The sequence below is a fragment of the Agarivorans sp. MS3-6 genome (assembly GCF_054112545.1).
This window is the reverse complement of sequence record NZ_CM134202.1, coordinates 2,902,407-2,928,670: the sequence shown is the minus strand read 5'-3', so window position 1 is coordinate 2,928,670 and position 26,264 is coordinate 2,902,407. Positions and strand designations below refer to the sequence as shown.

Below are 26,264 nucleotides of genomic sequence, written 5' to 3'. Positions count from 1 at the left end.
ATAACAATGAGAGATCAGTGTGTTAGACAAAATTAAAGTTGCAGCTCAATATTGCTTCCCACAACACGGCTTATCGCGCTTAGTCGGTAAACTTGCTCAAGCCGAGGCGGGTAAATTTAGCCATTGGATAATCAAGCACTTCATTAGCCATTATCAAGTCAATATGAATGATGCTGTTGATAGCGAACCGAGTAGCTATGCTAGCTTCAATGCTTTTTTTACGCGCCCTTTAAAGCCGGGTACCCGCCCAATTGTTGAAGGTGAAGACACCCTCGCTCACCCTGTAGACGGAGCGGTAAGCCAACTGGGACCAATCCAACATGGTCGAATTATTCAAGCTAAAGGCCATGACTACAGCGCCCGTGAATTACTCGGAGGCGATAAAGCCTTAGCTGAAGAATTCAATGACGGTGACTTTGCCACTATTTACCTTGCGCCAAAAGACTACCACCGCATACATATGCCGTGTAAAGGCACCTTAAGAACGATGGTGTATGTTCCTGGTCAGCTCTTTTCCGTTAACCCTCTAACGGCCGCAAACGTGCCTAACTTGTTTGCCCGCAACGAACGTGTGGTGGCTATTTTTGATACCGAATTTGGACCAATGGCCATGGTGTTAGTTGGCGCGACTATTGTTGCTAGCATCGAAACTGTTTGGTCAGGTACAGTGACTCCTCCCGGTGGTAAACAAGTATTCAGCTGGGATTACCAAGATCAAAATATCTGCCTCGACAAAGGCGAAGAGATGGGACGCTTTAAATTAGGTTCTACCGTTGTCATGCTATTCGCTAACGACGCTATTGAGTTTCAAGCGGATCTAATCCCTACCACTACAACAGTAATGGGTAGTCACTTTGCCAGCAAACGCAGTAGCTAGAACGCAATAAATGGTTCCATTTATGGGGGCTTAGTCCCTCATTTACTGGAGAATCCATAGATTGTTACGCTAAATTTAATATTTATAATAAAATATACAACAACGTCTAAGCAATATTGCTTGCCTTCATCTTGGCTAATTATCAATGAATCTACCTGTAAGTGCTCGTTGGCTATTGTTTCCACTGTTATTTTGCTGTGTTGTTGCCCATGCTAACCAAACGGGTGAAACTCATCTCACTGGGCTGATTAGCTCTTTAAACACTCAGCCAAACAACCTTAATACCCAACAACAACAGCTTATTTATGAAGAATCTTTAGCATTGTTGAAAGAAGGTGACGATTACCGAAACAAAGCCAAAGAATATCGAAATATTATCAACAACTTCGCCAGCCTGCGCAGTGAGATCCAGCAACAACTAAATCAATTTGAAGACCCGACCCTCGACTGGAATGCCTTAAACTCAAAACAACTCACAGAGCAGCTGGGTGAGTGGCAAACCAAGCTCAATAATTCAAGCTCTGAAATAGATGAGCTCAAACAACGCCAGTACCGCATAGACTTAGATGTGAGTGAAAACCATCAGCGTAGCGGACCACTTCGTCAGCAACTTACCACACTGCGCGCCAATTTAGAGAAACAACAGTTTGGTGTACTCAATGAAGTAGAAGAAGCACAACGCGTTCGTAACCAAGTCTCAGAGGCCAGCTTAACCGCTCAACTTGCAATGCTTGATTTAGCCGCTCAAAGTGCTAATTATCGTAATGAGCTGCTACAGCTAAAAATCAGTTTATTGCAACGAGAACAACTGGCTGAAAAACGCATAGTAGAGCAGCTTAAAGGGGCTTTATCTATTGAACACCGAGCCGAAACGAAGCGTCTATCAGATCAGCTCGCCTTTGAAGCCCCTGAGCTACTCGAGCAGCCTTTAGTTAAAAACTTGGTTCAAAATAATCGACAGCTGCAAACACAACTATCAGCCTTGTTTGAACAAAGCGAAGACATAGCCCTGCAACAACAGTTAGTTAATGAAGAGCTTGAGTATGTAAAACTCACTTTCGCGAACTTTAAAGAACAAGTTTCTTGGCTTAAAGTCACCCGTTCTTACGGTGAATATTTGCGCGAGCAAATCGCCACCCTACCTAAAGCAAAGACCCTCGCGCCCGTTGAGCAACAAATTATCGAAGTACGGATCAGTAAGCACCGCGAGCAAAATGAAATATATAATTTTCGCAGCGCTGCCAACCAACGCGCCCAGCAAGACTTGTTTGCTAGCCTCTCTGAGAGCCAAAGTAAAATTGTTAATAAGCACTTAAAACTGAATCAACAACTTTCAGCTAAATACCTGTTGGAATTAGATGCCCGCTTATTTGAACTTGCTCGGCTAAAGCTCGATTACTCTAGATTAAATGATCAACTGAAAACGATTAACCAAGAAGCCAATCAGGAGTTATTTTGGACAGCCGATGTGAAAGCCATCGACTTAAGTTTTTTCAGTGAACTGAGTCAGTCGCTAGCCTGGTTATTCAAAGCTCAGCATCTAACGCAACTTAAACAAGCGCTGCAAAGTACTTCTTGGCTGTGGCTGGTTTGGTTGGCTATGGTTGCTGCAAGCATTGGCTATGTCAGATACCTTAAGAAGCATTGGTTAAAAGGCTACCTGCAACGTATTGACGCCAAAACCGGGAATATCACCAGAGACCGCTTTAGTTATACGCTAAGCAATCTCTTGTTGAGCGCCGCTTTCGCCACTCCTATCGCTCTATTTATTGCCAGCCTAGGCTTTGGTTTGATGTATCAGTGGGAATTTGCCTATGTTCGGGATGTTGGCGACGCCCTAATCAAGGTGGCGATGGGCTTATGGCTATTTCATTTGTTACAACAATTTTGTCAGAAAAATGGCTTACTCAATACCCATTTTAAATGGCCGCTAATTAACATCCAACAAGCCATCACCCTGATTCGTAAGTTAGTCTATATCAGCTTGCCACTGCTGTTTGTGCTAAACCTATGTATTCTGCAAACCAGCCAACCCGCTTATAGCAGCTTAGCTCGCTTAACGTTTATCAGCATACTGGTATGGGCCGCCTATGGCTTTCATCGAATTTATCGCATGGAGCTACCTGTTAATTACCACTTAGATATTTTTAAAGCCCCGCAGCTAGCGAGAAAACTCATCTGGGGGGCAGCTATAAGCATTCCGCTCATCGCCGCCTTTGCCTCAGCGGCTGGCTTTTTTGCTACCGCGTTCACCGTATATTGGCAAGTGATGTGGAGTTTCATCATTGCCGCGATTTTCTTATTGATCTATTTACTTAGCCACCGCTGGATGTTGTTGCAACGAAGGCGTATTGCTTTTGATCGCGCCAAAGTACGTCGTGCCGAAATGATCGCCCAGCGTCATGCAGAAGATGAAGATGGCACTAGCTCCAATGAGGGGTTTGTTGACGCGATAGAAGAACCGGTTATTGATCTTGATACGATTAGTGCCCAATCATTAGGATTACTGCGAGCAGCCCTAATATTGGCGTTAGTCTCGGTGTTACTATTTAGCTGGTCAGAGATGACCAGTGCTTTTTCGTTTTTAGATAATGTGACCCTATGGGAAAGTAATACCAGCCGAGCGGGTGTCGCCATGGTCGACGCCATAACACTGCGCTCTGTAGGCTCTGCGTTATTGGTATTTTTCTTTACCATGCTATTGATTAGAAACCTACCCGGTTTATTAGAACTCATGGTGTTACAGCATTTATCACTTAGTCCCGGCACCGGCTTTGCCATTACCACCATGATTAACTACATGGTGATCCTATTTGGTATTTTCAGTGGCTTTGGTTTGTTAGGGATTGAATGGTCAAAACTGCAATGGTTAATCGCCGCCTTAACCGTGGGTTTGGGTTTTGGTCTGCAAGAAATATTTGCGAACTTTATTTCAGGTTTAATTATTTTATTTGAAAAGCCGATCAGAATCGGTGACACAGTGACCATCAGGGAGCTAACAGGTACCATTTCAAACATTGAAACTCGCGCTACCACTATCGTTGACTGGGATAGAAAAGAAATTATTGTTCCTAATAAAGCCTTTATTACCGAACAATTTATTAACTGGTCTCTCACCGACCCTATCACTCGGGTGGTACTCATGGTCCAAGTGAAACAAGGCTCAAATAATCAGTTAGTTACCGAGCTATTGCAAGAATCCGTTGAAGCAAACAGCTTAGTCTTAACCAACCCTACACCAGAAATTTACTTTACCGGATATACTGACAACGGATTAAAGTATGAGATGCGTGTTTACGTAAGTGAGATGCGTTATCGTTTGCCGATGACCCATGAATTGTATACTTTGATCAACGACAAGTTTAAGGCGAATAACATAGTTGTTGCCTACCCACAATTAGATGTATCTCTCAATTCCTAGGCCGGTGATTGGTTATCGTAGGGCTGTTAATACCCTTGTTATCAATTGATTAGCCTAGAGATGTTTTAGCATGTTATTGCGTAAAAATATAAAGCTACTTGTCTGTTTTATCATTCCTTTATTGATTTTGGCTCTGCCCACCAGCGCAATACCTCTGCCTGACTTAACGGTTGTCCAGCATCGAATAATTGCGATTTTTGTGTTGGCAGCCTTACTGTGGATATTTGAACCAGTCCCGGTATTTGCAACCTCGCTGTTAATTATCACCCTTGAACTGGTGCTCATTTCCACCCAAGGTATCAGCGTATTTATTGCTGATACAGGGCCCGCGCCAATGGGCGAGTTGATCCCTTACACCAGTATTTTTGGTGCTTTCTCTTCTCCGATAATCATGTTGTTCATGGGTGGCTTCGCCTTAGCAATTGCCGCCTCTAAATTCGAATTAGATAACAATTTGGCCCGAGTATTACTTAAACCATTTGGCAAAAAAGTACCGATGATCATGCTCGGCATTATGCTCATTACAGCGGTATTTAGTATGTTTATGAGCAACACCGCCACCACGGTCATGATGTTAGCGATTGTAGGCCCGATCATCGCCACCGCGCCTCGCACCGACCTGGGCATGAAAGGATTGGTGTTAGCCATTCCTGTAGCGGCGAATACCGGTGGTATTGGTACCCCAATCGGCACCCCGCCTAACGCGATCGCTTTACAATACATTCCAGAAGGGCAAATTACCTTCGCGTCTTGGATGGCTTTTGGTATTCCCTTCGTGATTATTCAACTGGCGATTGCGTGGTATATACTATGCAAGCTGTACCCATCTAAAACCGGCATTTTAGAACTCAAATTAAAAGGCACATTCCAACGAAGCACCAGAGCCTACATAGTCTACGCTACCTTTGCCATGACCATCTTATTGTGGTTGAGCACGGCTTGGCACGGTATGAATAGCTATGTGGTAGCGATTATCCCACTTGCGGTGTTCACCCTCACGGGGGTGATTGGCAAAGAAGACCTCAAGCTATTCAACTGGGATGTGCTTTGGCTGGTTGCCGGTGGTATAGCGATGGGCATGGCGCTTGAGAAGAGTGGCTTAGCCGCCAAAATAGCCACCTCTATCGATTTTGCCAGCTTACCGACCTTAGGCGTAATTGTGGTGTTATCGATAATCTGTGTGGTGATGGCCAACTTCATGTCAAATACTGCCACCGCCAACTTGATTATGCCCATCGCCGCAGCTGTAGCCACTAGCTTAAGCGGCTTAGACGGAGACGGAGGCATTACCACCTTATTAATCATTGTCGCCTTATCTGCATCATTAGGCATGATGTTGCCAGTCAGCACGCCCCCCAACGCCTTGGCCTATTCGACCGGCTTTATTGAAACCAAAGATTTAATTAAAGTGGGCGGAATTATTGGCGCGACAGGCTTAGCCTTACTGTATGTTGCGATGCTGGTGATTCTTTAAACGTAAAATGGAGCCCCTTGGGGCTCCATGGTTTATGCCCGCTCAATGCTAAAACTTTGCACTTTTTGGATATGGTTTTGTTTTAACGCCAGCATTAATAAACGGTCAATTCCCAAAGCGACGCCAGCGCAATCCGGCAAACCTGCCGCTAACGCCGCTAACAAATGCTGGTCCACTGAAGCCGCGGTAAGACCGTGACGTTCACGATAACGCTGATCTTTAGCAAAGCGCTCTGCTTGTTCATTGGCGTCCGTTAACTCATGAAAACCATTGGCTAACTCCATACCGTGATAATACAACTCAAATCGCTCGGCGACTTGCGGGTCCTCAGTAGAAATCTTTGCCAAAGCAGCTTGAGAAGCGGGAAAATGATAAACAAAGCAAGGCTGTTGCTGGCCAATCTTTGGCTCAACGCCCAAGCCAAATAACAACTGCAAAATGGTATCCCGATTACGTTCATTGCGCACTAAATCAGCCACCCCAAAGGTATCCGCTGCGGCCACCATCTGGGCATGACTTGAACGGAGTGGATCAATACCGATATATTGTTGAAATGCATCAATATAACTAATACGTTCCGCTGGCCCACAACCCAGCACCAAATCAATTAACTGCTCCATTTCATCCATTAAATCAAAATGGTTAAACCCCAAGCGATACCACTCTAGCATGGTAAATTCGGGATTATGAAAACGGCCAGACTCTTCATTACGAAAGGCCTTAGCGATCTGGTAAATACAACCACTACCCGCAGCTAATAAACGCTTCATGTGAAATTCTGGCGAAGTCTGCAAATATAGACTCATTGAGTGTGGCGCCGCCGGCCCCGTCAAAGTGGTAGAAAAGCTATGCAGGTGCACATCACTCACACACGCTTGGCTCAACGCCGGCGTATCGACTTCCAGCACATTTCGCTGGCTAAAAAAACCGCGTATTTGTGTGACAATTGAAGCGCGTAGCCTAAGCAACTCAATGCTTGCAGAGGGTTGCCATAGTGTTTCAGACATGCAAATTAATTCCTGCAAAGGGTTATTTTTCTCGCCGAGATTTATACCACTTTTGTAACAAAAGCGGGAGTTATATCGCAAAAGGCAAATTATCTCGATGTGCTTCACAAAGTAGCGCTAATTTTTGATTTTAGTCAAGCTTCAAAAACTGAATACCCGCACAATCAAAGTAGGCTTATTTCGTATGGAGAAAAGCGTGGAAGTAATCAAAACTGATGTTGCCATTGTTGGCGCAGGGGGCGCAGGTTTACGTGCTGCGATCGAAGTTGCTGAGCAACACCCCGAGTTAGAAATAGCTTTAATTTCAAAAGTGTACCCAATGCGTAGCCACACCGTTGCCGCAGAAGGTGGTGCCGCTGGTGTTGCACAGGATCACGATAGTTTCGACAACCACTTTAACGACACCGTGTCTGGTGGCGACTGGTTATGTGAACAAGATGTCGTCGACTTCTTTGTTGAACGAGCCCCTAAAGAGCTTACTCAACTAGAACATTGGGGTTGCCCTTGGTCACGCCGTCCCGATGGCACTGTTAATGTGCGACGCTTTGGTGGAATGAAGATAGAGCGCACTTGGTTTGCTGCAGATAAAAGTGGCTTCCATATTCTCCACACGCTGTTCCAAACATCGATGAAATACCCCAGCATTAAGCGCTACGACGAACACTTCGTTCTAGATTTAATTGTTGAAAACGGCGAAGTCAAAGGAGTTATTGCCTTAGACATCGCTGAAGGCGTTGCCAAACTTATCCAGGCAAAATCCGTGATTATTGCCACCGGTGGTGCAGGCCGCGTGTATCGTTTCAATACCAACGGCGGTATTGTTACTGGCGATGGCATGGCTCTGGCTTACCGCCATGGTGTGGCGCTACGTGATATGGAGTTTGTCCAATATCACCCAACGGGTTTACCCGGTTCAGGCATTTTAATGACCGAAGGTTGTCGTGGCGAAGGCGGGATTCTCACCAATAAAGACGGCTACCGTTACTTGCAAGATTACGGCTTGGGTCCAGAAACCCCAGTTGGCGAACCTAAAAACAAGTACATGGAGCTAGGTCCTCGCGATCGCTTAAGCCAGTGTTTTTGGCAAGAAGCTCAATTAGGCCGAACCATTGAAGGGCCAAACGGTGACTACGTTAACCTCGACCTCACTCATCTGGGTGAAGAGTACCTTCATGAACGTTTACCATTTATTTGTGAGTTGGCCAAAGCTTACATGGGCGTTGACCCAGTCAAAGAACCTATCCCTGTAAGACCTACCGTTCACTACACCATGGGTGGAATTGAAACCAATGGCCGCTGCGCTACGTCCTTAAAGGGCTTATATGCAGCAGGCGAGTGTTCTTCAGTAGGTTTACATGGCGCCAACCGCTTAGGCTCTAATTCACTCACCGAAATCACCGTATTTGGCCAAGTAGCAGGTGAATCAGCAGCACGTAATGCCTTGGTAAGCGAGCATAGTGACAGTGCGTCATTGCTTGCTCAAGCTGAGCAAACACTGGCTAAATACCAAGCCTTAAAAAATACTCAAGGTGAAGAAAAACCAGCTGATATTCGCAATGAACTTGGACGCGCTATGGAATCAGGGGTAGGTATCTACCGCACCGAAGAAACCATGCAGCAAACCATCGACAAAATTGCAGAGCTGAAACAGCGCTACAAAAACATCAAGTTAGTTGATGACAGCGAAGTGTTTAATACTGAATGGTTATATGCGGTTGAGCTGGGTTATTTATTAGATGTTGCGGAATCTATGGCGGTATCAGCGATTAACCGTAAAGAAAGCCGCGGTTCTCACCAACGCATTGACGGCTTTGAGCAACGTGATGATGTCAATTACTTAAAACACACCCTCGCTATATATCGTCCAGACATGGCGCCGGAAATTAGCTATAGCGATGTGAAAATCACCAAGTCTCAACCCGCTGAGCGTGTCTATGGCGCAGCGGCCGATGCCCAAGAAGCAGCTAACAAAAAAGCGGAGGCACAATAAAATGGCTGAAGTGATGAAAATAGAAATTCTTCGGTATCGACCTGAAACCGATAAAGAGCCTGTTTGGCAAAGCTATGATGTTCCCTATACCCGCGAAATGTCGGTACTAGAAGCCTTAGCCTACATTAAAGATGAACTAGACCCCACCTTAAGCTACCGCTGGTCATGTCGAATGGCAATTTGTGGTAGCTGCGGAATGATGATCAATGGGGTTCCAAAGCTAGGCTGTAAAGCATTCCTACGAGACTACCCTAAAGGAATGAAAATCGAAGCCCTCGCCAACTTCCCAATTGAACGAGACTTAGTGGTTGATATGAGCGACTTCATCAAGAAGTTGGAGTCAGTGAAGCCCTACATAATTAACGACCAACCACGAGCCTTAGAAGACGGCTGTCATAGCCAATCACCAAAAGAAATGGCGCAGTATCGCCAGTTCTCAATGTGTATCAACTGTGGCCTATGTTACGCAGCTTGCCCACAATACGGTTTGGATAAGTCCTTTACCGGCCCTGCAGCCTTGGCACTTCTGCATCGATATAACCAAGATACCCGTGATGCAGGTAAAGCGGAGCGTATGAAAATTGTCAACGCTGAAGAAGGCGCGTGGGGTTGTACCTTTGTAGGTTACTGCTCGGTGGTTTGTCCGAAAGATGTTGATCCAGCCGCAGCCATTCAACTGGGTAAAGTTGATAGTGCAAAAGACTATGTGATTGCCATGTTCAAGCCAGGAGAGTAGTCATGACAAAACGTAAACCTTATCAACGTGAAATGGGTGCCACATGGTGGTTAAAAAACACCTTTCACACCAAATACATCATTCGTGAAGGTTCAAGTTTGGTAATAGCCATATACAGCTTTGTATTGCTGTTTGGTTTATTTCGTTTAAGCCAAGGTGCTGAGGCCTTTAGCGGTTGGTTAGCAGCGATGACTCAACCAGCTTGGCTGGTATTTCATCTCATCACCTTTGTATGGACGCTGTATCACAGCATCACTTGGTTTAGTCTTGCACCAAAAGCCGCCAACCTTTGGCTTGGCCAAAAGCGCGTTCCTGATAGCTGGATTGTGAGTGGCTTATACGCCAGTTTGGCCGGGATTAGCTTAATCGGCTTAATATTGGTATTAATTTAGGAGACGAAAATGAAACGTTCAAACGAACCAGTATTTTGGGGAATGTTTGGAGCCGGTGGCATGGTCGCCGCCCTATTGACTCCAATTGCTATTTTAATTACCGGTTTAATGGTGCCACTAGGAATTATTCCAGCGGAACAATTCTCTTACGAACGCTTACTAGGATTTTCACAATCTTGGATTGGTGCGGCAGTAATTTGGATAATTGTTAGCCTACCGCTATGGCTGTGTATGCACCGCTTGTACCACACCCTGCATGACTTTGGCATTCATGCGGGCAACCTAGTAAAAACGCTGTTTTATGGCGTGGCTTTTGCTGGCTCAGTGGCATGCGCAACTTTGTTGCTATTAGGTCTACTGTAATCAAGTAACAAGTAAGCAAATGGGCTAAATACTTAGCCCATTTTTAAATCTCTTTGGCATCTATTCTTTAAGGCTGCAATATCTAGCTCTAATTGCTGCTCACGCTGCTTAAGCATGTCTAACTCAGCTTCTTTGCAAGCCAATTGCTCAAAGACCCCTGTTGGGTAATCTCCGCCGCCTTTGGCAAAACTAATTCTGTTCGAGTAGCGCTTGTTTATATGCTCAACGGCTGAATCTAAGACAATATCCATTAGGTAACCTTCCTATCATTAATAAGCCATGGATTAAGCATTGCAGACAAACAGAGAATGCGCAAAATACAAATTTGATTTAAATCAAAGACTGTTATTACAATATTTTATTCAACTAACAAAGATAATCTTGTGCTGCGTTATTGGTTGAATCAACCAGTAAACACGCTATAAAAGAAATAAAAAAAGGAACCATAGGTTCCTTTTTTTTCGAGAAAAATAGTGGCTATTTCACGCGGCCTACGTATTCAGCGCTGCGTGTATCTACTTTTACCACTTCACCAATCTGAATAAACAAAGGCACACGCACTACCGCACCCGTGCTTAAGGTCGCTGGTTTGCCGCCGGTTCCGGCGGTATCACCTTTTAAACCTGGATCGGTTTCTGTCACTTCCAACTCTACAAAGTTTGGCGGAGTCACTAAAATCGGGTTCTCATTCCACGTGGTGATCACACACGAATCTTGCTCAACTAACCATTTGGCACTATCGCCTACCGCTTTTTCATCTGCAGCGATTTGCTCAAAGGTGTCATTGTTCATGAAATGCCAAAACTCGCCGTCACTGTATAAGAAGGCTAACTCAAGATCCATGACGTCAGCAGCTTCGACTGTATCGCCAGACTTAAAGGTTTTCTCTAACACTTTGCCGGTCAATAAACGACGCATTTTTACTCGGCTGAAGGCTTGGCCTTTGCCAGGTTTAACAAATTCGTTCTCGATAATTGCATAAGGCTCGCCGTCGAGCATTATTTTTAGCCCGCCTTTGAATTCACTGGTATTATATGACGCCATTTGTTCCTCTACTTACAAGGTAATTTCAATTTCAATGGTGCGAATAATACCGCGAAACGGCCTCGCTGTGCAGGGTAATTGGCAAAAAGAGCTGGCAAACGCCATCACAAATCCCAAAGATTTGCTAAAACGCTTACAATTAGCCCCTGAAAACCATCAACAAGACATTGAAGCACGCAAATTGTTCCCAATGCGAGTCCCCATGAGTTTTGTGAACAGGATTGAGAAAGGTAACCCTAAAGACCCATTATTACTGCAAGTGTTACCTTTAGCTGAAGAGTTTATAGCCAGTCCAGGCTTTACCGAAGATCCTTTAGGTGAGCATCAATCGGCTGTCCCAGGGTTACTACATAAATACCAAAGTCGAGTGCTGTTTATTGTTAGAGGTGGTTGCGCAGTGAATTGTCGTTACTGCTTTAGGCGCCACTTCCCTTATCAAGACAACAGCCCCAATAAAGCAGGGTGGCAGCAAGCCCTCGATTACATTCGCCAAGACAAGAACATTAATGAAGTAATTTTTAGTGGTGGTGATCCACTTATGGCCAATGATCAGCAACTCGCCTGGCTGGTAGGCCAACTAGAACAAATACCTCACTTACGCCGTTTGCGAATTCACAGTCGCTTACCCGTAGTGATACCCAACCGAATTACTGATGAACTGGTTAGCTTACTGCAAGATACGCGCTTGCAATGTGTGATGGTTAGCCATATTAACCACCCTAATGAGATAAATGATGAATTGCGTTTAGCCTATGCACGGCTGCATAAAGCAGGCATTAGCTTGTTAAATCAAGCGGTACTGCTAAAAGGTATCAATGATAATGCTGATACCTTGGCCAAACTCAGTGAGCAATTGTTTGCTAGCCACATCATGCCCTACTATTTATTTCTGTTAGATAAAGTCGCAGGCGCGGCGCATTTTGATAGTTCAGAAGAAAAGGCAGTAGCGATAATGCGTCAACTGTATAAACTACTGCCAGGCTATTTGGTGCCTCGCTTATCTCGAGAGCAAGCGGGAAAATCCAGTAAAACCCCGATAGATATTGGTTTGAGCTAAACTAAGTGATTAGCTTAGTCTGCTGGCTAAAACTGTAAAGCATTTGCAGCTAACGTATACTAAACAAAAAAGTAGTGATTGTGCCCATGGATAAAATTAAGCTCGTAGAGCAGATTCAAATAAACCTTAAAGATATTTACCACAAAGCTATCGATGCTGACGCGGTGCTCAAACAACTTCAAGAACAGGGCAGCGCCAAATTTAACGGGCTATTCAAAGGTGACTTGTTTAAGCAACAACACCGACAGTTTCTACCTTACGTGGAAGAACTAGCCAGTGACTTGGTGCTCCTACAAGAGTGCCAAGACGACGAACACTTTGTCACGCAGTTAAAAATAATGGTGGCTAAGCTAGAGCAAATTCACAAATTACTGGCCGAATTTAAGCCCTTTATTCGCTAGGATCTTTTAGCGACAAATTTCGTAGATACGGTGAAAACTCTTCGGCTGGCGCCCATGAAGCAAAGGCCGAACCCAACACATACACATCTTTAGTAATCGCTTTTAGCTGAGCTAAGTGTTGCTCGTTATCAATACCTGGCACAATCAATTTAACCCCCAAGCGATTAGCAAACATCACCGTAGCGGTTAGCATTGGTTGCTTATCTGGAGAGGTGAGTAAATCAGCCATTAAAGACTTAGCTCCTCGCAAATATTGTACTGGCAGGTGATTCAGCAACTCAAGCGGACACTCTGCACTGCCAAAATTATCTAAGCATAGGCTCACCCCGATACGCCGTAATTCACGAATTGCGTCTACACAACTCAATAACATGTGTTTATCACTATCAATAATATTAATGATCAAACGATGCGGTAATATTCGGCTCTCTATTAACACTTTATTGACTAAAACCAGTAGTTCGCCATGTAAGGTCGTTGAGGAAATAGACACCGCGAGTTGTAAATGTGGGCTTACCCCATGATGCCAACGTTTCAACTGCTGGGTTGCGACCTTTAATACCCAAGATTCTAAAATAACGACACAACCACACGCATGCGCGATATCCACCAATTCCGCCTGCTCTACCCAACCAAAAGTAGGGTGCTGCCAACGAACCTGTGCTTCAGCGCCCACCACTTTTTCTGTGGATAGGTCTACAATGGGTTGATAAAACAAACATAACTGTTGCTGCTCGAGAGCTTCGCGGAACTGGCTCAGTAGTTGTTGTTCGCGCTCTTTTGCTAACTGCATCTCTCCCTCAAAGAACTGCCACGAACTGCCCCTCACCTCATGTTTGGCTTGATACATTGCCGTATCGGCCTGCCCTAGAATAGTTAGCCAATCATCGTCACTATCTAAAGCGGTGCTGATACCTATGCTAGTGCCAACAAAACACTCTCGCCCTTCCAAAGACATCGGTTTTTCAATCACATTAATCAATCGTTGAGCAAAACCAGAACAATCCTCTATGGAGCGAACACGGGTTTGCACTATCGCAAATTCATCACCGCCTAAACGTACCGCAAAATCACAGTGGCGCATTTGCCCATCTAATCTTTGCCCAACCAGATTTAGAATTTGGTCGCCGTATTCATGGCCATAACTGTCGTTAATCCCCTTAAAACCATTAAGATCGAGCACCATGATTGCATAATCGCGTTTGTCTTGATTGAGGCTCGCGATAAATTCGCGTAAGCCTGCCCGATTAGGTAAACCAGTAAGCACATCATGGTTAGCTAAATATCTATTTCGGTGGTTTTCACGAACAATCAACACAATCAGGATAGAGCCACAAATCAGCAAAGCGCCAATTGAAAACGATAAAATAAGCTGTAGTTGCAGTAACTTGATGTCTGTTTTCAGATCAAACTCGCTATTACGCTGAAACTCTTTATTTACCAAGCTGTTAATGGGAGAGGAGTAAAACTCAAGACGATCGACTATTTGTTCAAATTTCTCGTGACCAGGCGGCAGCGCTTGCAATAACGGTTCTATTCTTTGGATTTCTTTAAACAACTCCCGTACCAACTGAATAGCACTAGGAATTGATTGAAAACCGGCGGTTTCTTGGCCTTCTAATAAAACCGGAAAACGGCTCCACAAAATATCATAACGCAGCATTAACTGAGATAGCGTAGTACCGTCTAAGCGATAAAGCTGTAGCTCGTTAATAAAACGCCGATGCTCCATTTGCAATTGCACCACCGACCACGAGGTGGTTGATTTGGGGGATTCTAAGATTTGAATAATATGCCGCAGCTGATACACGCAGATGACCGCGCTGACAATAAACAGCGACACCACTAATGACAGTAAGCCTTTTTTATATTTTGCCGGCAGTTTAAGTAAGCTATTTAAAGAGAAACGTATCATTTAACCACTATACTGCGTAGTTGCCATATCATAAAATCATTATAGGGCATCTGAAGCAACTCAGGGTGCTGGTCAATGGGTAGCATCAGCCACAATGGTCCTTTGTCTCTCACTCGCATCAATCTATCGTTATCAGACCAAGCCAAGATAGGCTGATACTCGGCAATATCGGCAAACTCTATTTCTACTTCATAGTTGTTCAAGGCCACTAATACTAATTCGGTAGATTGCGCACCAACCAACTCTAATATATCTGCGACTTTGGGGCCTTTATAATGATGACGGCTTTCAACCCAAGGGTTTCGAGTGACGATAGTGTGCTGAGGAAGGCTCTGCAACATTTTCAAGTCGAAGTCTGCCACGCCATTATTGTTGCTGTTTTGAATCACCCCTGCGACTGTTAAAATGGGTTCATCATGTGGCTTTGCTAGTTCCGCTTGAGCGAAGTAAGTACAAAAAAACAAACTACTTACCAACAAAAATCGCATAACAGGTTCTCCCTATCGGCTAAATGCCAATTAAAATCAGTCACTAACACTATCATTCAGTATGAGTGATCATTGGTCAATAGAAAAGAACAGCCGTTATACGAAGTACGGTAGAAGATCCCCCGGCTTCAAGATTAGCGCCGCCTAGGGAGCCAAGAATGAGATGACAACTCAGCTAAGGCTTTACCCCCTCGAGAATAAAGCTATGGCGCGCACACTTAAGCCACAATGACTGTTCGACTTAAATAAAAAAGCCGGTAAAGCAAAGCTTTACCGGCTTTAAGAAACCTTAAGAGTTTCTATGAATAGCTGGAGCGATGATTACATCATGCCGCCCATCACAACATAAGCATCTGATAAACTTGTAAATTTATTCAATATGCATTTTAGATACCCCAACTTATACCCCACAACAGTTTAAATACATCCTATTTTTACATCACTGCGCTTACAAAAAGCGGTATCTAGTCCATAATTTTTGCCTGCTTAGCATGTTATTTGTAATTGTAGTGTTCACACAGTTGGTTTTGGACTAAAGCGAACTGACGCTAAAACCCACAGGTAATTTCAATAGCGGACACGCTAATTCAACGATGCAAAACAAAACTCTTACCAACCAAATGATTAGTTTAAGAGCATTCAAGAAATCTCCGTTAAGCTGAAAACGAGAACTGTTGCAAAACCTTGGATGCACAAAAGGTGCTAACACGAGCCTATTGACGACTCTAGCCCCCCTAAAACTCTAACGTGAAACATTGCTAACGCCGCAGAGGTCCTAGCTTTGCTTATCGAGCTATTCATTGCTATATGTTATTTAACTGATACTAACAGTATGCAGGTTGGCAAAGCTTATAAATACTCATTTGAAGATGAAATTACTTTTACTCGCAGCTGTTTTGTTAATCGGTCTTTCCACCGATACCCATGCACAAAAGCGCCTCAAATACTCTTCCCACCCGACTGAAGCTCCAATTAGCTGGGCGAACGAAGAAGGCAACTTAATTGGAGTGGGTCCCAAACTAGTTGAATTGATTTTTGATGAACTAGGCATTACTACAGAACCGGTGCTTCTCCCATGGAAGAGAGCGGTATCTGGCGCTTATCAAGGCTCTATAGACTTAATCAATAGCATTTACTTCACCGAAGAGAGGGCTGACCATTTAGTCTATTGCGACCCATACTACTCTGAAGATCGCATTGTTATTATTACCAACAAAGAAAACCAACTTCCACTGATTACCTTAAACGAACTTATCGGGCTAACTGGAGGCAGCATCATAGGAGATAGTTGGGGAGTCGAATTAGATAGCTTTATAGCGAATAAACTGGACATCGACAAAGTAAAATACTTTGAGCAGAACATAGGAAAGCTGCTAGCAGGAAGAATCGACTATGTTATTGCTTCTGAGTTCAATGCCAAGATTCAGCTTGCTAAATTGGGCTATAAGGATCAGTTTTCTTTAAGTTTTGCACCGGTTAAAACAGAAAAAGTCTACATGGCTTTTTCAAAACATTCCCCCTTTGTAAAATACCTACCTCAAGTTAATCGTAAGCTCCAAGAGATGAAAGATAGCGGTGAGATAAAACAGCTTGAAGAGTACTACCTAAATAAAGCTTATCAAGATTAGAAGTCCATAGCTTTAATCGAATTACACTCCCTCAAAAAGGCTACCTAACTCAGCCTTTTTGAGGGATGCTTAAACTTAAAACTCGCCTAAGGTAGCCACCCAAGGGTGATTAAAGGCCTCTTTTGCGTTCAGGTTCCAAGAAGGGCCAAAGCCCGTGTTCCAGGTAATAAAAAAGGCTGTTTTTGGCATATCCTTTTCAATGTCTTTGATTAGGTGATGGTAATCAAATGGCGTTTTAGGTAGCCATCGTCCATTTGGATTCCAATTTGAACGGGGCCCGGTTTCGGTTAATGCATAAGGTTTGTTAAATGTGTCGGTCATCACCCTATAGTCAGCTTTTAGATCATCAATATCTGCTTGCCCATTAAAGTATGCATCTAAGCCAACAATATCTACGTAAGCATCATCAGGGTAATACTCTACTAATGAAGGTCGCCCCCGGTCTGGTGAATAAACCCAGATTAGATTGTTTAAGCCCTTATCTTCACTTAAGTACTTGTGCATGTCTTGATATAGCTTAACAAACAGTGCCTGCCGCTCGGCGGTGCCGCCCTCTGCGTTATCAGCTCCCCACCAAAACCAATCGCCGTTCATTTCGTGCAAGGGCCTGAAGATAACTGGCACGTCGGCTTGCTTAAACTTCTCTAATCCGATGGCAACTTCATCCATTATGTCTAACCAACGTGCGCGCTCCACACTTCCGGTTTCAAAAATACGGGCATATTCTTGGTTACTAACTGCGGTTTTAAAGTTATCTGAAAAAGTATTGATTGGGCTAATTAAGTGGTTACTAATTTGTACTACATGGCCTTGCTTGGCTTTAAGTATTAAATCTTCAGCACAGCCGGTATAAATAGCATCACCTGCTTTCTCATAGGCGTTCCATCCCAGACCAAAATCACAGGCATAAATGACGGGGCGTTTACCAGTTACTTTTTCAATTCGCACCATTTCATTATCATCTACTTTTTGGCCTTGTTCATCCTGAACAAACTCACCTTCTCCGTTATAGCGGCCGTAATCGGTTCTTTCAATGTCACTATATCCGCCAAACAACCCACTAAGTAGTTTGTTCTCAGTTTTATCTTCTAGGCTTACTAACTTTCTGTATAGCTTTTGGGTTGTTAGCGAGGAATCTGGATTACTTAACTGAAAAGCTTTATTGCTCTCTTCGATTCTATCATTGCCAGAGCTAACGCAGCCCGTCGAGACTAAAGCTATTGTAAGTGCCGCAATAAACGGAGATAACTTCATACATACCTCTTGTAAAATTCAAAATAAAAACCCCATAAATCGCATCGTTACGACACTGGTTATTCTATAGAAACTTACTGAAACATAGATACACCTCTCTTTATAATCCCCGAAATAACAATCAATAGTTATCAAGATGCCAAATCATCAAGTACTCGAAAAGTCATCACCATCATATTCCTGTAATAAAATTGAAAACGTTACGATTTAGTGTTCACTATGAACAAAAATCGATTTAAATCACTAATACACTTTTGGAGTTGAAGGATAAATGAACAAGTGTAAGCCCCCTAAAATTGCAACATTGCTAATAGCCACTTTTATGAGTGGCGCTCTAGCTGGATGTTTCTCGTCTGATAACAATAATGCGAATACTCATGACACCCCCGTAGATAACATTATCCCTGTTAGCTGCCTACCTTTAATGGCCGAATCGGTAGTAGATACAGACTGGCAGGTAGAGAGCTATGACAATTATGAGTTTGAAGCGGCCTTTGATGAGAGTTTAGAAAAAGGAGCCGTTATTGGAAATGCTCCAACTTTACAAAATGACGGTGACGGAGAGTTAAGCTTAGACCCTGCTAGCAATGGTCAATATGTATACATGAATGGTAATTCTGGAAAGCTATACCTGCATAACATAAGCATTCCCGAAGACGGTGTGTATGAGTTTAAAATCCACGCAAACACTCAGCCAGGATACAAAAAACAACACATATTCTTGTATAAAGACGGGCAATTGGACCATACCAACCTGCAAGACGATCAGCACGAAAATGCTGCATTCTCCCAATGGGGCTATGAGTTCTTAGAGCATGCTGACCCACAATGGCACGAGTTCATAATGCGTCCTGAATTGGAGGCCGGGAACTACTCCATGGAGATTCGCCTGTCATGGGGATATACCATTTTTGACCAATTGGAAGTGAGCAGCAGCCCTATAAGATTTGCTTCTCAATATGCACTCACACAAGGCGTGCACTATACCAAAGAAATGAACCCCATTTCTGCAGAGTTAAAACTAAATACCAACAAGTTAGTCGGTGTATCTATAGGTGGAGAACCCGCGAGCTATACGCTAAATGATGAGTGCAACCAACTAACAATCAGTGCAGATGGCCTTTCCCAACTTGAACCCGGCTCGTATCAAGCACAGGTCAACTTTGACTACATGGAGCCGACAACCTTTGAAATCAAAGTCATTGAGGATGAAAATCTAACTGGCCCAGCAGGTGATCGCTATGAAGCCGAAGATGTAACCCTTGGCGAACTAATGAAAGTTCGCAGTTATGGAGACTCAGACTGGGATACCCTTGATGATGCAGCCAGTGGTGGTAAGTATGTCAGCATGGAAAATAGCGGTAACTTACTGTTCTATGTAAACGTAGCCCAAGCAGGTTTGTATAACGTAAGTTTCCGCTATCGAACCGGCAGTAGCGATAAAGCACAGGATATAAAAGTGAATGATGAGTTTGCTTTACCTGGCGCAGGTTTTCGCTCCAGTCGAACCTATTGGGAAACAGCCAATTTCCCCATGGAGTTTAAAGAAGGCAGCAACAAAATTGAAATCATCAAAAGTTGGGGCTACCAAGACTTTGACTACTTTGACGTATCACGAGAGCCAGTTGCCATGGCCGCCAAAATTGGACCTAAGCAACAAAGCTTCTACCTAGACAAGCCAAAGCAATTATCAATCAAAGTAGACCCCTATGGTAATCAACTCACCCAAGTGACCATTAGTGGGTTATCTGAAAACTCTGAGGTACAAGATGCTGAACTGCAATATGAAGTAGAAGAGTACAAGGATGACATTGAAGGCCGATTCACTAGCGTCATTTATGGCGGTTTCTTTGCGCACTTAAGTAGCCAACAGTTAGCGAACTTAGCTCCTGGAGATTATGAAATATCTTGGCAGCTTTCTAATGGAGACATTCAAAAAACACAACTGGCAATAGTGAGTAAGCAAGAACCTGTTAACAACGACTTTGTTGTGATCTTTTTTGACTCGAGCCACGGTAATGCTGCGGCATTTTTAATGCCCAGCGGTAAAACGCTGATTGTAGATTTAGGCCAATGGTGGGTGAACCTTGATAGAGTAATTCCATTCCTTAAAGCCAACAACATTGAGCCAGACTACCTATGGTTAACTCACCCTCACGGAGACCATATTGCCGGAACTTATCGACGCCAAGTTTATGATGGGTTTATCTCCGACGGACACGAAGCTTTTGTAAACGCCTTTCCAAATGTAATGGTGCAACGTTCGATGCACGAAGAAGACGGCGGTGATAGAAACTTTTTTTCCAGTGGACGAGAGTTTGAATTTGAAGGTACTAATGTAAAAATGCTCAATACGTTTGGTGACTCTTGTTCAGAAGATGCCATCGCTGTTAACTCCTGTGATTTAAATGCCAACTCCTTAGCATTTAGCATGAATTACCAAGACTTTACTGTGCAGTTCCAAGGTGACATTTATGCCCATAACCAAGACCGCATTATGCGTGAATATGGGCTAGGTGCCATTACCGGGCAGATATTGTATGGGAACCACCATTGGCACGGATCTATCAATCCGGAGTACGTAAAAAATGTCGACCCATCACTAATTTTCGTTCCGGCGAGTGAAGTGGTCTACGCGCGAGGCGCCTTCACTCAAGACGCCATGGAAGCGGTGAACTTTCTCAGACGTCATGGCAGCCGCTACAAAGAGATGCTGATGAGTTTTGATATAGGCCATCTAATCATTCGTGCAACGAGCAATGATGATGGGGAAGTTGAATGGACTTACGAAACGATGAAGGATTTAGCCATCGATGAGGTTGGTGATTTACGCTACCCAGACTATTCCGATAGCCAACAACAAGCCCTACACCAAAAGGTCTATCTACCTAACCTAGACAAATGGCGCTCTGTGGCCGAATAACAAGCAATCACTTACAACTAACTATTAGCGAAACACCCATGGTGTTTCGCTTTGTTGCTATGAGACGTACAACATGAAAAGTATCTATTTAGTTTTTTTTCTGCTTATTACAACAAGCATAACTTCATATGCTCACAACTTAGGGGAAGGCGGTCACTTAGTCGTAACTTTAGATGAAAAAGGGCACACGGAATTACAATTTGATCTCACAACTGGTGAGCTAAACAAGCGCTTCAACTTAGACGTAAATTCAGATGGAAAGCTTAGTGTGGAGGAAGAGCGCAACTACCCTGCAAATGCTATTAGCCAGTACATCAGTAACAATTTAAGCGTTCGTTTCGATGGAAAAAGTTGTGACTACACTATCAGTAACCACAAGTTTGTGATTCATGGCAGCGGTAATTATCTACGATTTCTGCTCGAACATCAGTGCCCAACAATAGAGCAAAGTATCTCTGCAAGCTACAACCTGCTTTTTGAAGATGATGAAGATCACAGTGGCTCTATGCATCTTACCCAAGGCGATGCCATGACCCAAGTTCGCTTCTTTAGCGACCAACGCGAGCAAAGTATATCTCTAGAGAAAATCAGCATTATCCAAACCATTAAAGAGTTTTTGCTTGAAGGTATTTGGCATATTTGGATAGGCCTTGATCATATACTGTTTTTGGTGTGTTTGATCTTACCCGCTGTACTGTTTATCTCTAACAAACAGTGGCATGCCAAAGAATCATTTAAAGAGGTCACCTTTGAGACACTCAAAATTGTTACCGCATTTACGGTTGCCCATAGCATCACTTTAATCAGTGCTGTTTTAGGCTGGGTTAGCCTTCCTCCTGCTCGCATCACCGAATCAATTATTGCGTTGTCAGTAATTGTTGTGGCATTAAATTGCTTATTCCCAAGAGTAAATAAACAGTTAACACTAATCACCTTTATTTTTGGTTTGATCCATGGCTTTGGCTTCGCCAATGTCTTGTTAGAATTATCTTTACCAAAAGCAGCGACCTATGTTGCTTTAATCGCCTTTAATGTTGGTGTGGAAGTTGGTCAGTTAATTATTGTTGCTGTGTTACTCCCGTTACTTTTTTACTGTCGCGAATACAAGTTCTACCAAACGTTTATCCTCAGAGGGGGTAGTTCATTAGTAGTTATTGTCGCCCTTATTTGGTTGGCAGAGAGAGCATCGGGAATAGATTTCAATCCACTGTTTTAGCAACAAAACAGTGCGCGAGTATAGATTTATCCTAAAAGGGAAAATTTATACTCGCAATCACTTTAATTGCTTGAGCTAGGTCGACGACTCAGCCACTTGAAAACGGTCAACATAGCCTTGCAAGGTATTACCGTCTTTCTTAAGCAGCTCTGTCATTTGCATTGTTTTAGACGCTTGAGAAGCTAAGTCGCTAGAATCATCTCTCATTTCAACGGTACGTTTATTAATGTCGTTAGAAACAAGTGTTTGCTCCTCGGTAGCAGTTGCAATATAAGTGGCCATATCTAAAACACTGTCTAACTCTTGCTTTAATTGCTCAAAAGATTCCGAGCTCTGCAACACGAGTTCAGCGGCATTGCTACCTTCTTCCTTCAATCGTTTCATTTTTTCAGTGGCGGCAGAGGCGCCGACAAACAATGATTCAATTTGCTGTTGAATTTGTTTAGTTGAATCCTGAGTTCGAGTAGCTAAGTTTCTCACCTCATCAGCAACCACCGCGAAGCCCCGCCCCTTTTCACCAGCTCTTGCAGCTTCGATAGCAGCATTTAGAGCCAGCAAATTAGTCTGCTCGGAAATATCTCGAATAACATTAAGAATATTACCAATTTGTGCCGCTTCTGAATTTAAGTTTTCTACTTGCTGACTAGTGTCACCCAGCTCTTCGGTTAATTTAACCATTAGCTCTCGGCTAGAATCAACACAGCGTGCACTGTCTAAAGAGACGGCGTGTGCTGTTTGCACTGCAGTAGAAGTTTGTTGCGCCATATTTGACACTTCTTGAATAGTTGCCGTCATTTCGTTGGTTGCTACTGAAATACTGTCTGTAGACTCTTGCTGGCGAGCGGATAAGTTTAGAGACAACTGCATCGCACCAGCCACTTGTTCGGTAGTTTCACCCATGGTTTTAGATTGTTGCCGTACTCCAACTAAGGCTTCATTAAAGCTTTCAATTAATTGATTAAAGGCCTCTCCCAGAGCGGTAATTTCATTTCTCCCTTTGGCTGTCAATCTAAAACTCATGTCTCTAGTTTTAGCTAATTGGGTAAAGCTTCGCACCAATGAGTCAATCGGTTTAGTAACACTGTTAGCTACAAGATACGAAAACACTAAAGTAATAACGATAGCCGCTGCGACCCAAAATATTGACATGCGAAGAAGGTGTTGTGCTTCACTAACTTTAAGATCTTTTGTAGCAGATAAAATTGCTAACAATCCGTCTTCAACGCGTTGATAGGCTTGGGCAGTTTGTTGAGATAGGCTCGGCCAACGGCGTTGTAGCTCAGGGCGTAAAGTTAGGACAGATTTGTCTATAAATTTATATGAATCAAATACATCCCAATAAGCATTGGTTACTGATCCTAATAATCCAGAATCTAAGAAAACATTTTGGTATACCGCTATCGATTCGCTACTGGCATAACGAACATACATTTCCCTAAAGCTACTTTCCTTTTCACGATACAGCATCATTTGGCCAAAAGTATAGCCACCCATTTGACTCGATAACGCTGAGCTAATATTTTCATGTAGTTCATTGTTTGCACTAGAAGCAAGCAGCAAGTAATAGTAGGCGTTAGCAATCAAGCCCAAATCGTGGTCTCTCATCGCTACCTCAACCACTTTGCTAATAGTATGTAACAAAGCCATTCTAGTGCGCTGTATATCTACCCCAGTCCATATAGTTTGACCGTCAAACTGGCTTTTATACTTGTCTGAGCTTACTTGTTTTTCATCAGCAACAAGTCTAATTAAATCAAGCTGCTTTATCTTCTTACGGATAAAAGCTAAATCCTCATTGCTCCACGAGCCAGAATGCGAAAGTGTAAACTCGTGTTGGGACAGAAAGTCTAATAACTGCTGGCCTTTCTGCTTAGAATCGGCGCGATCTTTATTCATTACAGAGCGTAAGCTTATTCGCTTGCTAGCCTGTTTTTCATCTCCACCTAAAAATGCAGCTACTGAATTTTGCTCTTTATCTAGCGCAGCAAGAAGCGGGGATAATCGCTGGATATATTGAATAACCAAACTTAGCTCATGCATTGCCTTTTGTTGGCTTAGTGCCCTATCTACTTGTCCGCTAGCAAAAAACAAGATGATAATCAGTGGCATCAAAACCAATATGAAAATCCGCCTGCTTATACGCATAGTTTGAAGAATATTCATGAATCCATCCTTAGTTATCTACAACATGCTTCTATTAATCTTCTCAAAGAGAAGCAATGATAACGTTACGACAAATTAACCTTAAGATCACAAAAGTATTTAAATTATGCATGCTGCATCAAAAAATTGGAAAGCGACAACTTCATTGGAGTTGCCGCTATAGCTTTAGACATGGCGCTAATAGGCAAGAACCTTATCGATATAGAGCGCCGTTGAACCACTTGCTGAACCGGTCGAGAAATAAATACCCAGCTCCCTAATATCGTTTCGATTAGCAACCGTATTCAAATCAAGTATTGCAGTGTTTGTTTGCCCATTGGTAATGGTCAGCTCTCCACCGTCAAACCATTGATATTCTGGACCAGTTTTTAGGTACAATTTAGCTTTGAGGCCAGAACCAACGTTACCCCAAGAGGCCAACCGTACGAGTACTGAAAGAGAGTTTTTATCCGAAAGATCTAAGGCCGAAGCCACCTTTAGATCAAATATATCACCATTCTTTAGCTCAATATTGGCTTTAAGCGATTGCCCACCAGAACACGCCCACTCATTAACAGCCCAATAACCAGACACACTTTGGAACTCACTTCCCCACCCCTCGGTTCCACTTTCAAAATCATAAAGAACTTCTGTTTGAACAGGGACAGTTTCAACAATACTCGAGAGATGTTCGCCTTCCCATATCTCACCTAAATTAACCACAGCATCGTGATTAAAGGCTTCACTGGTTTTCAAGTTGTTAGTAGGACTCCAAACATCATTCCATGGAATAAAGTAACTTGTTTGAGGAAAGTGGCTTTTTATCACCTTGACCATTTCGTGATAGTTAAATTGGCCCTTGTTTTGGTCAGGGCCTACTTCAGCCAAAGCAAAGGGTTTGTTTAAGGTTAGCATTTCACAGTACCCGTTCATCAAACTAAAGTCATCCAAATAGGCATCTAAACCAACAATATCAACGTAAGCACTTCCTGGATAAAAAGCAGTTTTAGCATTGCGTTTAGCATCAGGCGAATACACCCAAATAAGATTGTCTAGAGTTTTGGTGTTGGTAAAGTAGTCGAACATGTCTTTGTATAGATCCACATAGAGCTGCTGCCTAGTTTGATCACTTGAGTTGTAAGATGTGGCTCCCCACCAAAACCACTCTCCATTCATTTCGTGTAGTGGGCGATAGATTACCGGAACACCAGCATCTTCTAACTCTTGTAGGCCTTCTGCTACTTTGTCTAAAATAGCCAACCAGCGGATCCGTTCAGCTGACTGATCGACTAGTAATTTGGCAAGGTCATCATTAGAGACTATTGAATTTAGCCCCCCGACCGCTTTACCTGAATCGTTGTAGTAGGCAATATTCCCTTCAAATATAGGGTTTGGTAGATGGTTGCTAATTTGCACTAAACCACCCGATTGCCAGTGAGAAATCAGTTGGGCATTACAACTATAGTTTATCAAGTCACTTTCACTACCTGCGGCAGTCACATCCCAGCCTCTGGCATAATCACAAGCGTAAATACCAGGCCGCTGGCTGGCTAAAGCATTAATGTTATCTGACTCAGAACTTGAAAATCCATTAGAGTCAGATACGTTGGCATAGCCTCCAAAGGCCCCACTTAACAAAGAGTTAGTATTTCGGTTAGGTAAATGGGCAATCCAATTGTAGATGTCAGCTGTTGTTTGAGTAGAAGAAACATTACTCAACGTATAAGTATCTGCTGCCAGTCCGAATGAACTAGCTACACTTATTGCGGCTAGCGAAGTCACTAGCAACTTCTTTTTAACTTGATTCATTTTCGTCAAATCCATTAGTTACGTGAATACAAAGGCTGCGCATGCCAACTTTTTTACACGGCAAATATAAACAAATTCGTAACGTTCCGATTGTGACTTAAAGCAAACTAAAAAAAATAAAGCTTGA

Annotated in this window: 20 protein-coding genes; 12 read left to right on the top strand and 8 right to left on the bottom strand. The window is 43.3% G+C overall.

The window, feature by feature from the left end:
- Positions 1–19 precede the first annotated feature (19 nt).
- The 3 genes from asd (at position 20) to ACVFI8_RS13435 (ending at position 5,772) form a co-directional block, all read left to right on the top strand.
- On the top strand, positions 20–877 hold the full coding sequence (asd, locus tag ACVFI8_RS13445) for an archaetidylserine decarboxylase (protein WP_457871611.1): 858 nt from the start codon (positions 20–22) through the stop codon (positions 875–877).
- A gap of 145 nt (positions 878–1,022) precedes the next feature.
- Positions 1,023–4,298, top strand: a complete 3,276-nt coding sequence (gene mscM, locus ACVFI8_RS13440) for a miniconductance mechanosensitive channel MscM (RefSeq protein WP_248713002.1) — start codon at positions 1,023–1,025, stop codon at positions 4,296–4,298.
- Between the two features lie 70 nt (positions 4,299–4,368).
- On the top strand, positions 4,369–5,772 hold the full coding sequence (locus ACVFI8_RS13435) for an SLC13 family permease (RefSeq protein ID WP_457871610.1): 1,404 nt from the start codon (positions 4,369–4,371) through the stop codon (positions 5,770–5,772).
- A gap of 32 nt (positions 5,773–5,804) precedes the next feature.
- Here ACVFI8_RS13435 and epmA read toward each other — a convergent pair whose 3' ends face one another.
- The gene (gene epmA / locus ACVFI8_RS13430) at positions 5,805–6,779 is read right to left on the bottom strand and encodes an elongation factor P--(R)-beta-lysine ligase (RefSeq protein ID WP_248713004.1); all 975 of its coding nucleotides are present in this window, start codon (positions 6,777–6,779) and stop codon (positions 5,805–5,807) included.
- Between the two features lie 196 nt (positions 6,780–6,975).
- Here epmA and frdA point away from each other — a divergent pair, with 196 nt between their 5' ends.
- Genes frdA through frdD form a run of 4 tightly spaced genes read left to right on the top strand, consistent with a single transcriptional unit; the run spans position 6,976 to position 10,260 of the window.
- Entirely contained in the window at positions 6,976–8,769 is a 1,794-nt protein-coding gene (gene frdA, locus ACVFI8_RS13425) for a fumarate reductase (quinol) flavoprotein subunit (RefSeq protein ID WP_248713005.1), read from the top strand.
- A 1-nt stretch (position 8,770) separates the two neighbouring features.
- On the top strand, positions 8,771–9,505 hold the full coding sequence (locus tag ACVFI8_RS13420) for a succinate dehydrogenase/fumarate reductase iron-sulfur subunit (protein WP_248713006.1): 735 nt from the start codon (positions 8,771–8,773) through the stop codon (positions 9,503–9,505).
- 2 nt (positions 9,506–9,507) lie between these two features.
- On the top strand, positions 9,508–9,897 hold the full coding sequence (locus tag ACVFI8_RS13415; protein ID WP_248713007.1) for a fumarate reductase subunit C: 390 nt from the start codon (positions 9,508–9,510) through the stop codon (positions 9,895–9,897).
- A 9-nt stretch (positions 9,898–9,906) separates the two neighbouring features.
- On the top strand, positions 9,907–10,260 hold the full coding sequence (gene frdD, locus ACVFI8_RS13410; protein WP_248713008.1) for a fumarate reductase subunit FrdD: 354 nt from the start codon (positions 9,907–9,909) through the stop codon (positions 10,258–10,260).
- Positions 10,261–10,292: 32 nt separating this feature from the next.
- Here the strand turns inward: frdD and ACVFI8_RS13405 are convergent, their stop codons facing one another.
- Complete coding sequence (locus ACVFI8_RS13405) at positions 10,293–10,511, bottom strand: hypothetical protein (RefSeq protein ID WP_248713009.1); 219 nt, start codon at positions 10,509–10,511, stop codon at positions 10,293–10,295.
- A 226-nt stretch (positions 10,512–10,737) separates the two neighbouring features.
- A complete protein-coding gene (gene efp, locus ACVFI8_RS13400; protein ID WP_248713010.1) occupies positions 10,738–11,304 on the bottom strand; it encodes an elongation factor P in 567 nt (188 codons plus the stop codon).
- A gap of 34 nt (positions 11,305–11,338) precedes the next feature.
- On the opposite strand from efp, the gene epmB reads away from it, so the two are divergent.
- Both epmB and ACVFI8_RS13390 read left to right on the top strand, forming a co-directional pair.
- Entirely contained in the window at positions 11,339–12,361 is a 1,023-nt protein-coding gene (gene epmB, locus ACVFI8_RS13395) for an EF-P beta-lysylation protein EpmB (RefSeq protein WP_248713011.1), read from the top strand.
- 86 nt (positions 12,362–12,447) lie between these two features.
- Positions 12,448–12,762, top strand: a complete 315-nt coding sequence (locus tag ACVFI8_RS13390) for a hypothetical protein (protein ID WP_248713012.1) — start codon at positions 12,448–12,450, stop codon at positions 12,760–12,762.
- Here ACVFI8_RS13390 and ACVFI8_RS13385 read toward each other — a convergent pair.
- Both ACVFI8_RS13385 and ACVFI8_RS13380 read right to left on the bottom strand, forming a co-directional pair.
- Positions 12,752–14,677 carry a putative bifunctional diguanylate cyclase/phosphodiesterase gene (locus tag ACVFI8_RS13385; protein ID WP_248713013.1) on the bottom strand — a complete coding sequence of 642 codons (1,926 nt, stop codon included), beginning with the start codon at positions 14,675–14,677 and terminating at the stop codon, positions 12,752–12,754. The two genes, ACVFI8_RS13390 and ACVFI8_RS13385, sit on opposite strands and share 11 nt — an antisense overlap.
- On the bottom strand, positions 14,674–15,165 hold the full coding sequence (locus ACVFI8_RS13380; protein WP_248713014.1) for a putative pterin-binding protein: 492 nt from the start codon (positions 15,163–15,165) through the stop codon (positions 14,674–14,676). Before ACVFI8_RS13380 ends, ACVFI8_RS13385 begins: the two co-directional genes overlap by 4 nt.
- Positions 15,166–16,004: 839 nt before the next feature.
- Here ACVFI8_RS13380 and ACVFI8_RS13375 point away from each other — a divergent pair.
- A complete protein-coding gene (locus ACVFI8_RS13375) occupies positions 16,005–16,793 on the top strand; it encodes a substrate-binding periplasmic protein (RefSeq protein ID WP_457871609.1) in 789 nt (262 codons plus the stop codon).
- A 75-nt stretch (positions 16,794–16,868) separates the two neighbouring features.
- On the opposite strand, the gene ACVFI8_RS13370 is transcribed toward ACVFI8_RS13375, so the two are convergent.
- A complete protein-coding gene (locus tag ACVFI8_RS13370) occupies positions 16,869–18,047 on the bottom strand; it encodes a glycosyl hydrolase (protein WP_457871608.1) in 1,179 nt (392 codons plus the stop codon).
- Positions 18,048–18,318: 271 nt separating this feature from the next.
- Between ACVFI8_RS13370 and ACVFI8_RS13365 the strand changes: the two genes are divergently transcribed.
- Positions 18,319–20,970 carry a CBM35 domain-containing protein gene (locus tag ACVFI8_RS13365; protein ID WP_457871607.1) on the top strand — a complete coding sequence of 884 codons (2,652 nt, stop codon included), beginning with the start codon at positions 18,319–18,321 and terminating at the stop codon, positions 20,968–20,970.
- 268 nt (positions 20,971–21,238) lie between these two features.
- The gene (locus ACVFI8_RS13360; protein ID WP_457871606.1) at positions 21,239–22,186 is read left to right on the top strand and encodes a HupE/UreJ family protein; all 948 of its coding nucleotides are present in this window, start codon (positions 21,239–21,241) and stop codon (positions 22,184–22,186) included.
- Between the two features lie 75 nt (positions 22,187–22,261).
- Here ACVFI8_RS13360 and ACVFI8_RS13355 read toward each other — a convergent pair whose 3' ends face one another.
- Together ACVFI8_RS13355 and ACVFI8_RS13350 are read right to left on the bottom strand one after the other, a co-directional pair.
- Positions 22,262–24,349 (bottom strand): methyl-accepting chemotaxis protein, encoded by a 2,088-nt coding sequence (locus tag ACVFI8_RS13355; protein ID WP_457871605.1) that lies wholly within the window; start codon positions 24,347–24,349, stop codon positions 22,262–22,264.
- Between the two features lie 177 nt (positions 24,350–24,526).
- A complete protein-coding gene (locus tag ACVFI8_RS13350; RefSeq protein WP_457871604.1) occupies positions 24,527–26,137 on the bottom strand; it encodes a glycosyl hydrolase in 1,611 nt (536 codons plus the stop codon).
- Positions 26,138–26,264: the final 127 nt, after the last annotated feature.

Excerpts from the sequence above, each read along its gene's own strand:
- ACVFI8_RS13420 (WP_248713006.1), top strand. The coding sequence starts at position 8,771 with ATGGCTGAAGTGATGAAAATAGAAATTCTTCGGTATCGACCTGAAACC.
- ACVFI8_RS13415 (WP_248713007.1), top strand. The coding sequence starts at position 9,508 with ATGACAAAACGTAAACCTTATCAACGTGAAATGGGTGCCACATGGTGG.
- mscM (WP_248713002.1), top strand. The coding sequence starts at position 1,023 with ATGAATCTACCTGTAAGTGCTCGTTGGCTATTGTTTCCACTGTTATTT.
- ACVFI8_RS13405 (WP_248713009.1), bottom strand. The coding sequence starts at position 10,511 with ATGGATATTGTCTTAGATTCAGCCGTTGAGCATATAAACAAGCGCTAC.
- ACVFI8_RS13380 (WP_248713014.1), bottom strand. The coding sequence starts at position 15,165 with ATGCGATTTTTGTTGGTAAGTAGTTTGTTTTTTTGTACTTACTTCGCT.
- ACVFI8_RS13350 (WP_457871604.1), bottom strand. The coding sequence starts at position 26,137 with ATGAATCAAGTTAAAAAGAAGTTGCTAGTGACTTCGCTAGCCGCAATA.
- ACVFI8_RS13390 (WP_248713012.1), top strand. The coding sequence starts at position 12,448 with ATGGATAAAATTAAGCTCGTAGAGCAGATTCAAATAAACCTTAAAGAT.
- ACVFI8_RS13385 (WP_248713013.1), bottom strand. The coding sequence starts at position 14,677 with ATGATACGTTTCTCTTTAAATAGCTTACTTAAACTGCCGGCAAAATAT.
- epmB (WP_248713011.1), top strand. The coding sequence starts at position 11,339 with ATGGTGCGAATAATACCGCGAAACGGCCTCGCTGTGCAGGGTAATTGG.
- ACVFI8_RS13365 (WP_457871607.1), top strand. The coding sequence starts at position 18,319 with ATGAACAAGTGTAAGCCCCCTAAAATTGCAACATTGCTAATAGCCACT.
- efp (WP_248713010.1), bottom strand. The coding sequence starts at position 11,304 with ATGGCGTCATATAATACCAGTGAATTCAAAGGCGGGCTAAAAATAATG.
- ACVFI8_RS13435 (WP_457871610.1), top strand. The coding sequence starts at position 4,369 with ATGTTATTGCGTAAAAATATAAAGCTACTTGTCTGTTTTATCATTCCT.
- epmA (WP_248713004.1), bottom strand. The coding sequence starts at position 6,779 with ATGTCTGAAACACTATGGCAACCCTCTGCAAGCATTGAGTTGCTTAGG.
- ACVFI8_RS13355 (WP_457871605.1), bottom strand. The coding sequence starts at position 24,349 with ATGAATATTCTTCAAACTATGCGTATAAGCAGGCGGATTTTCATATTG.
- frdD (WP_248713008.1), top strand. The coding sequence starts at position 9,907 with ATGAAACGTTCAAACGAACCAGTATTTTGGGGAATGTTTGGAGCCGGT.
- ACVFI8_RS13370 (WP_457871608.1), bottom strand. The coding sequence starts at position 18,047 with ATGAAGTTATCTCCGTTTATTGCGGCACTTACAATAGCTTTAGTCTCG.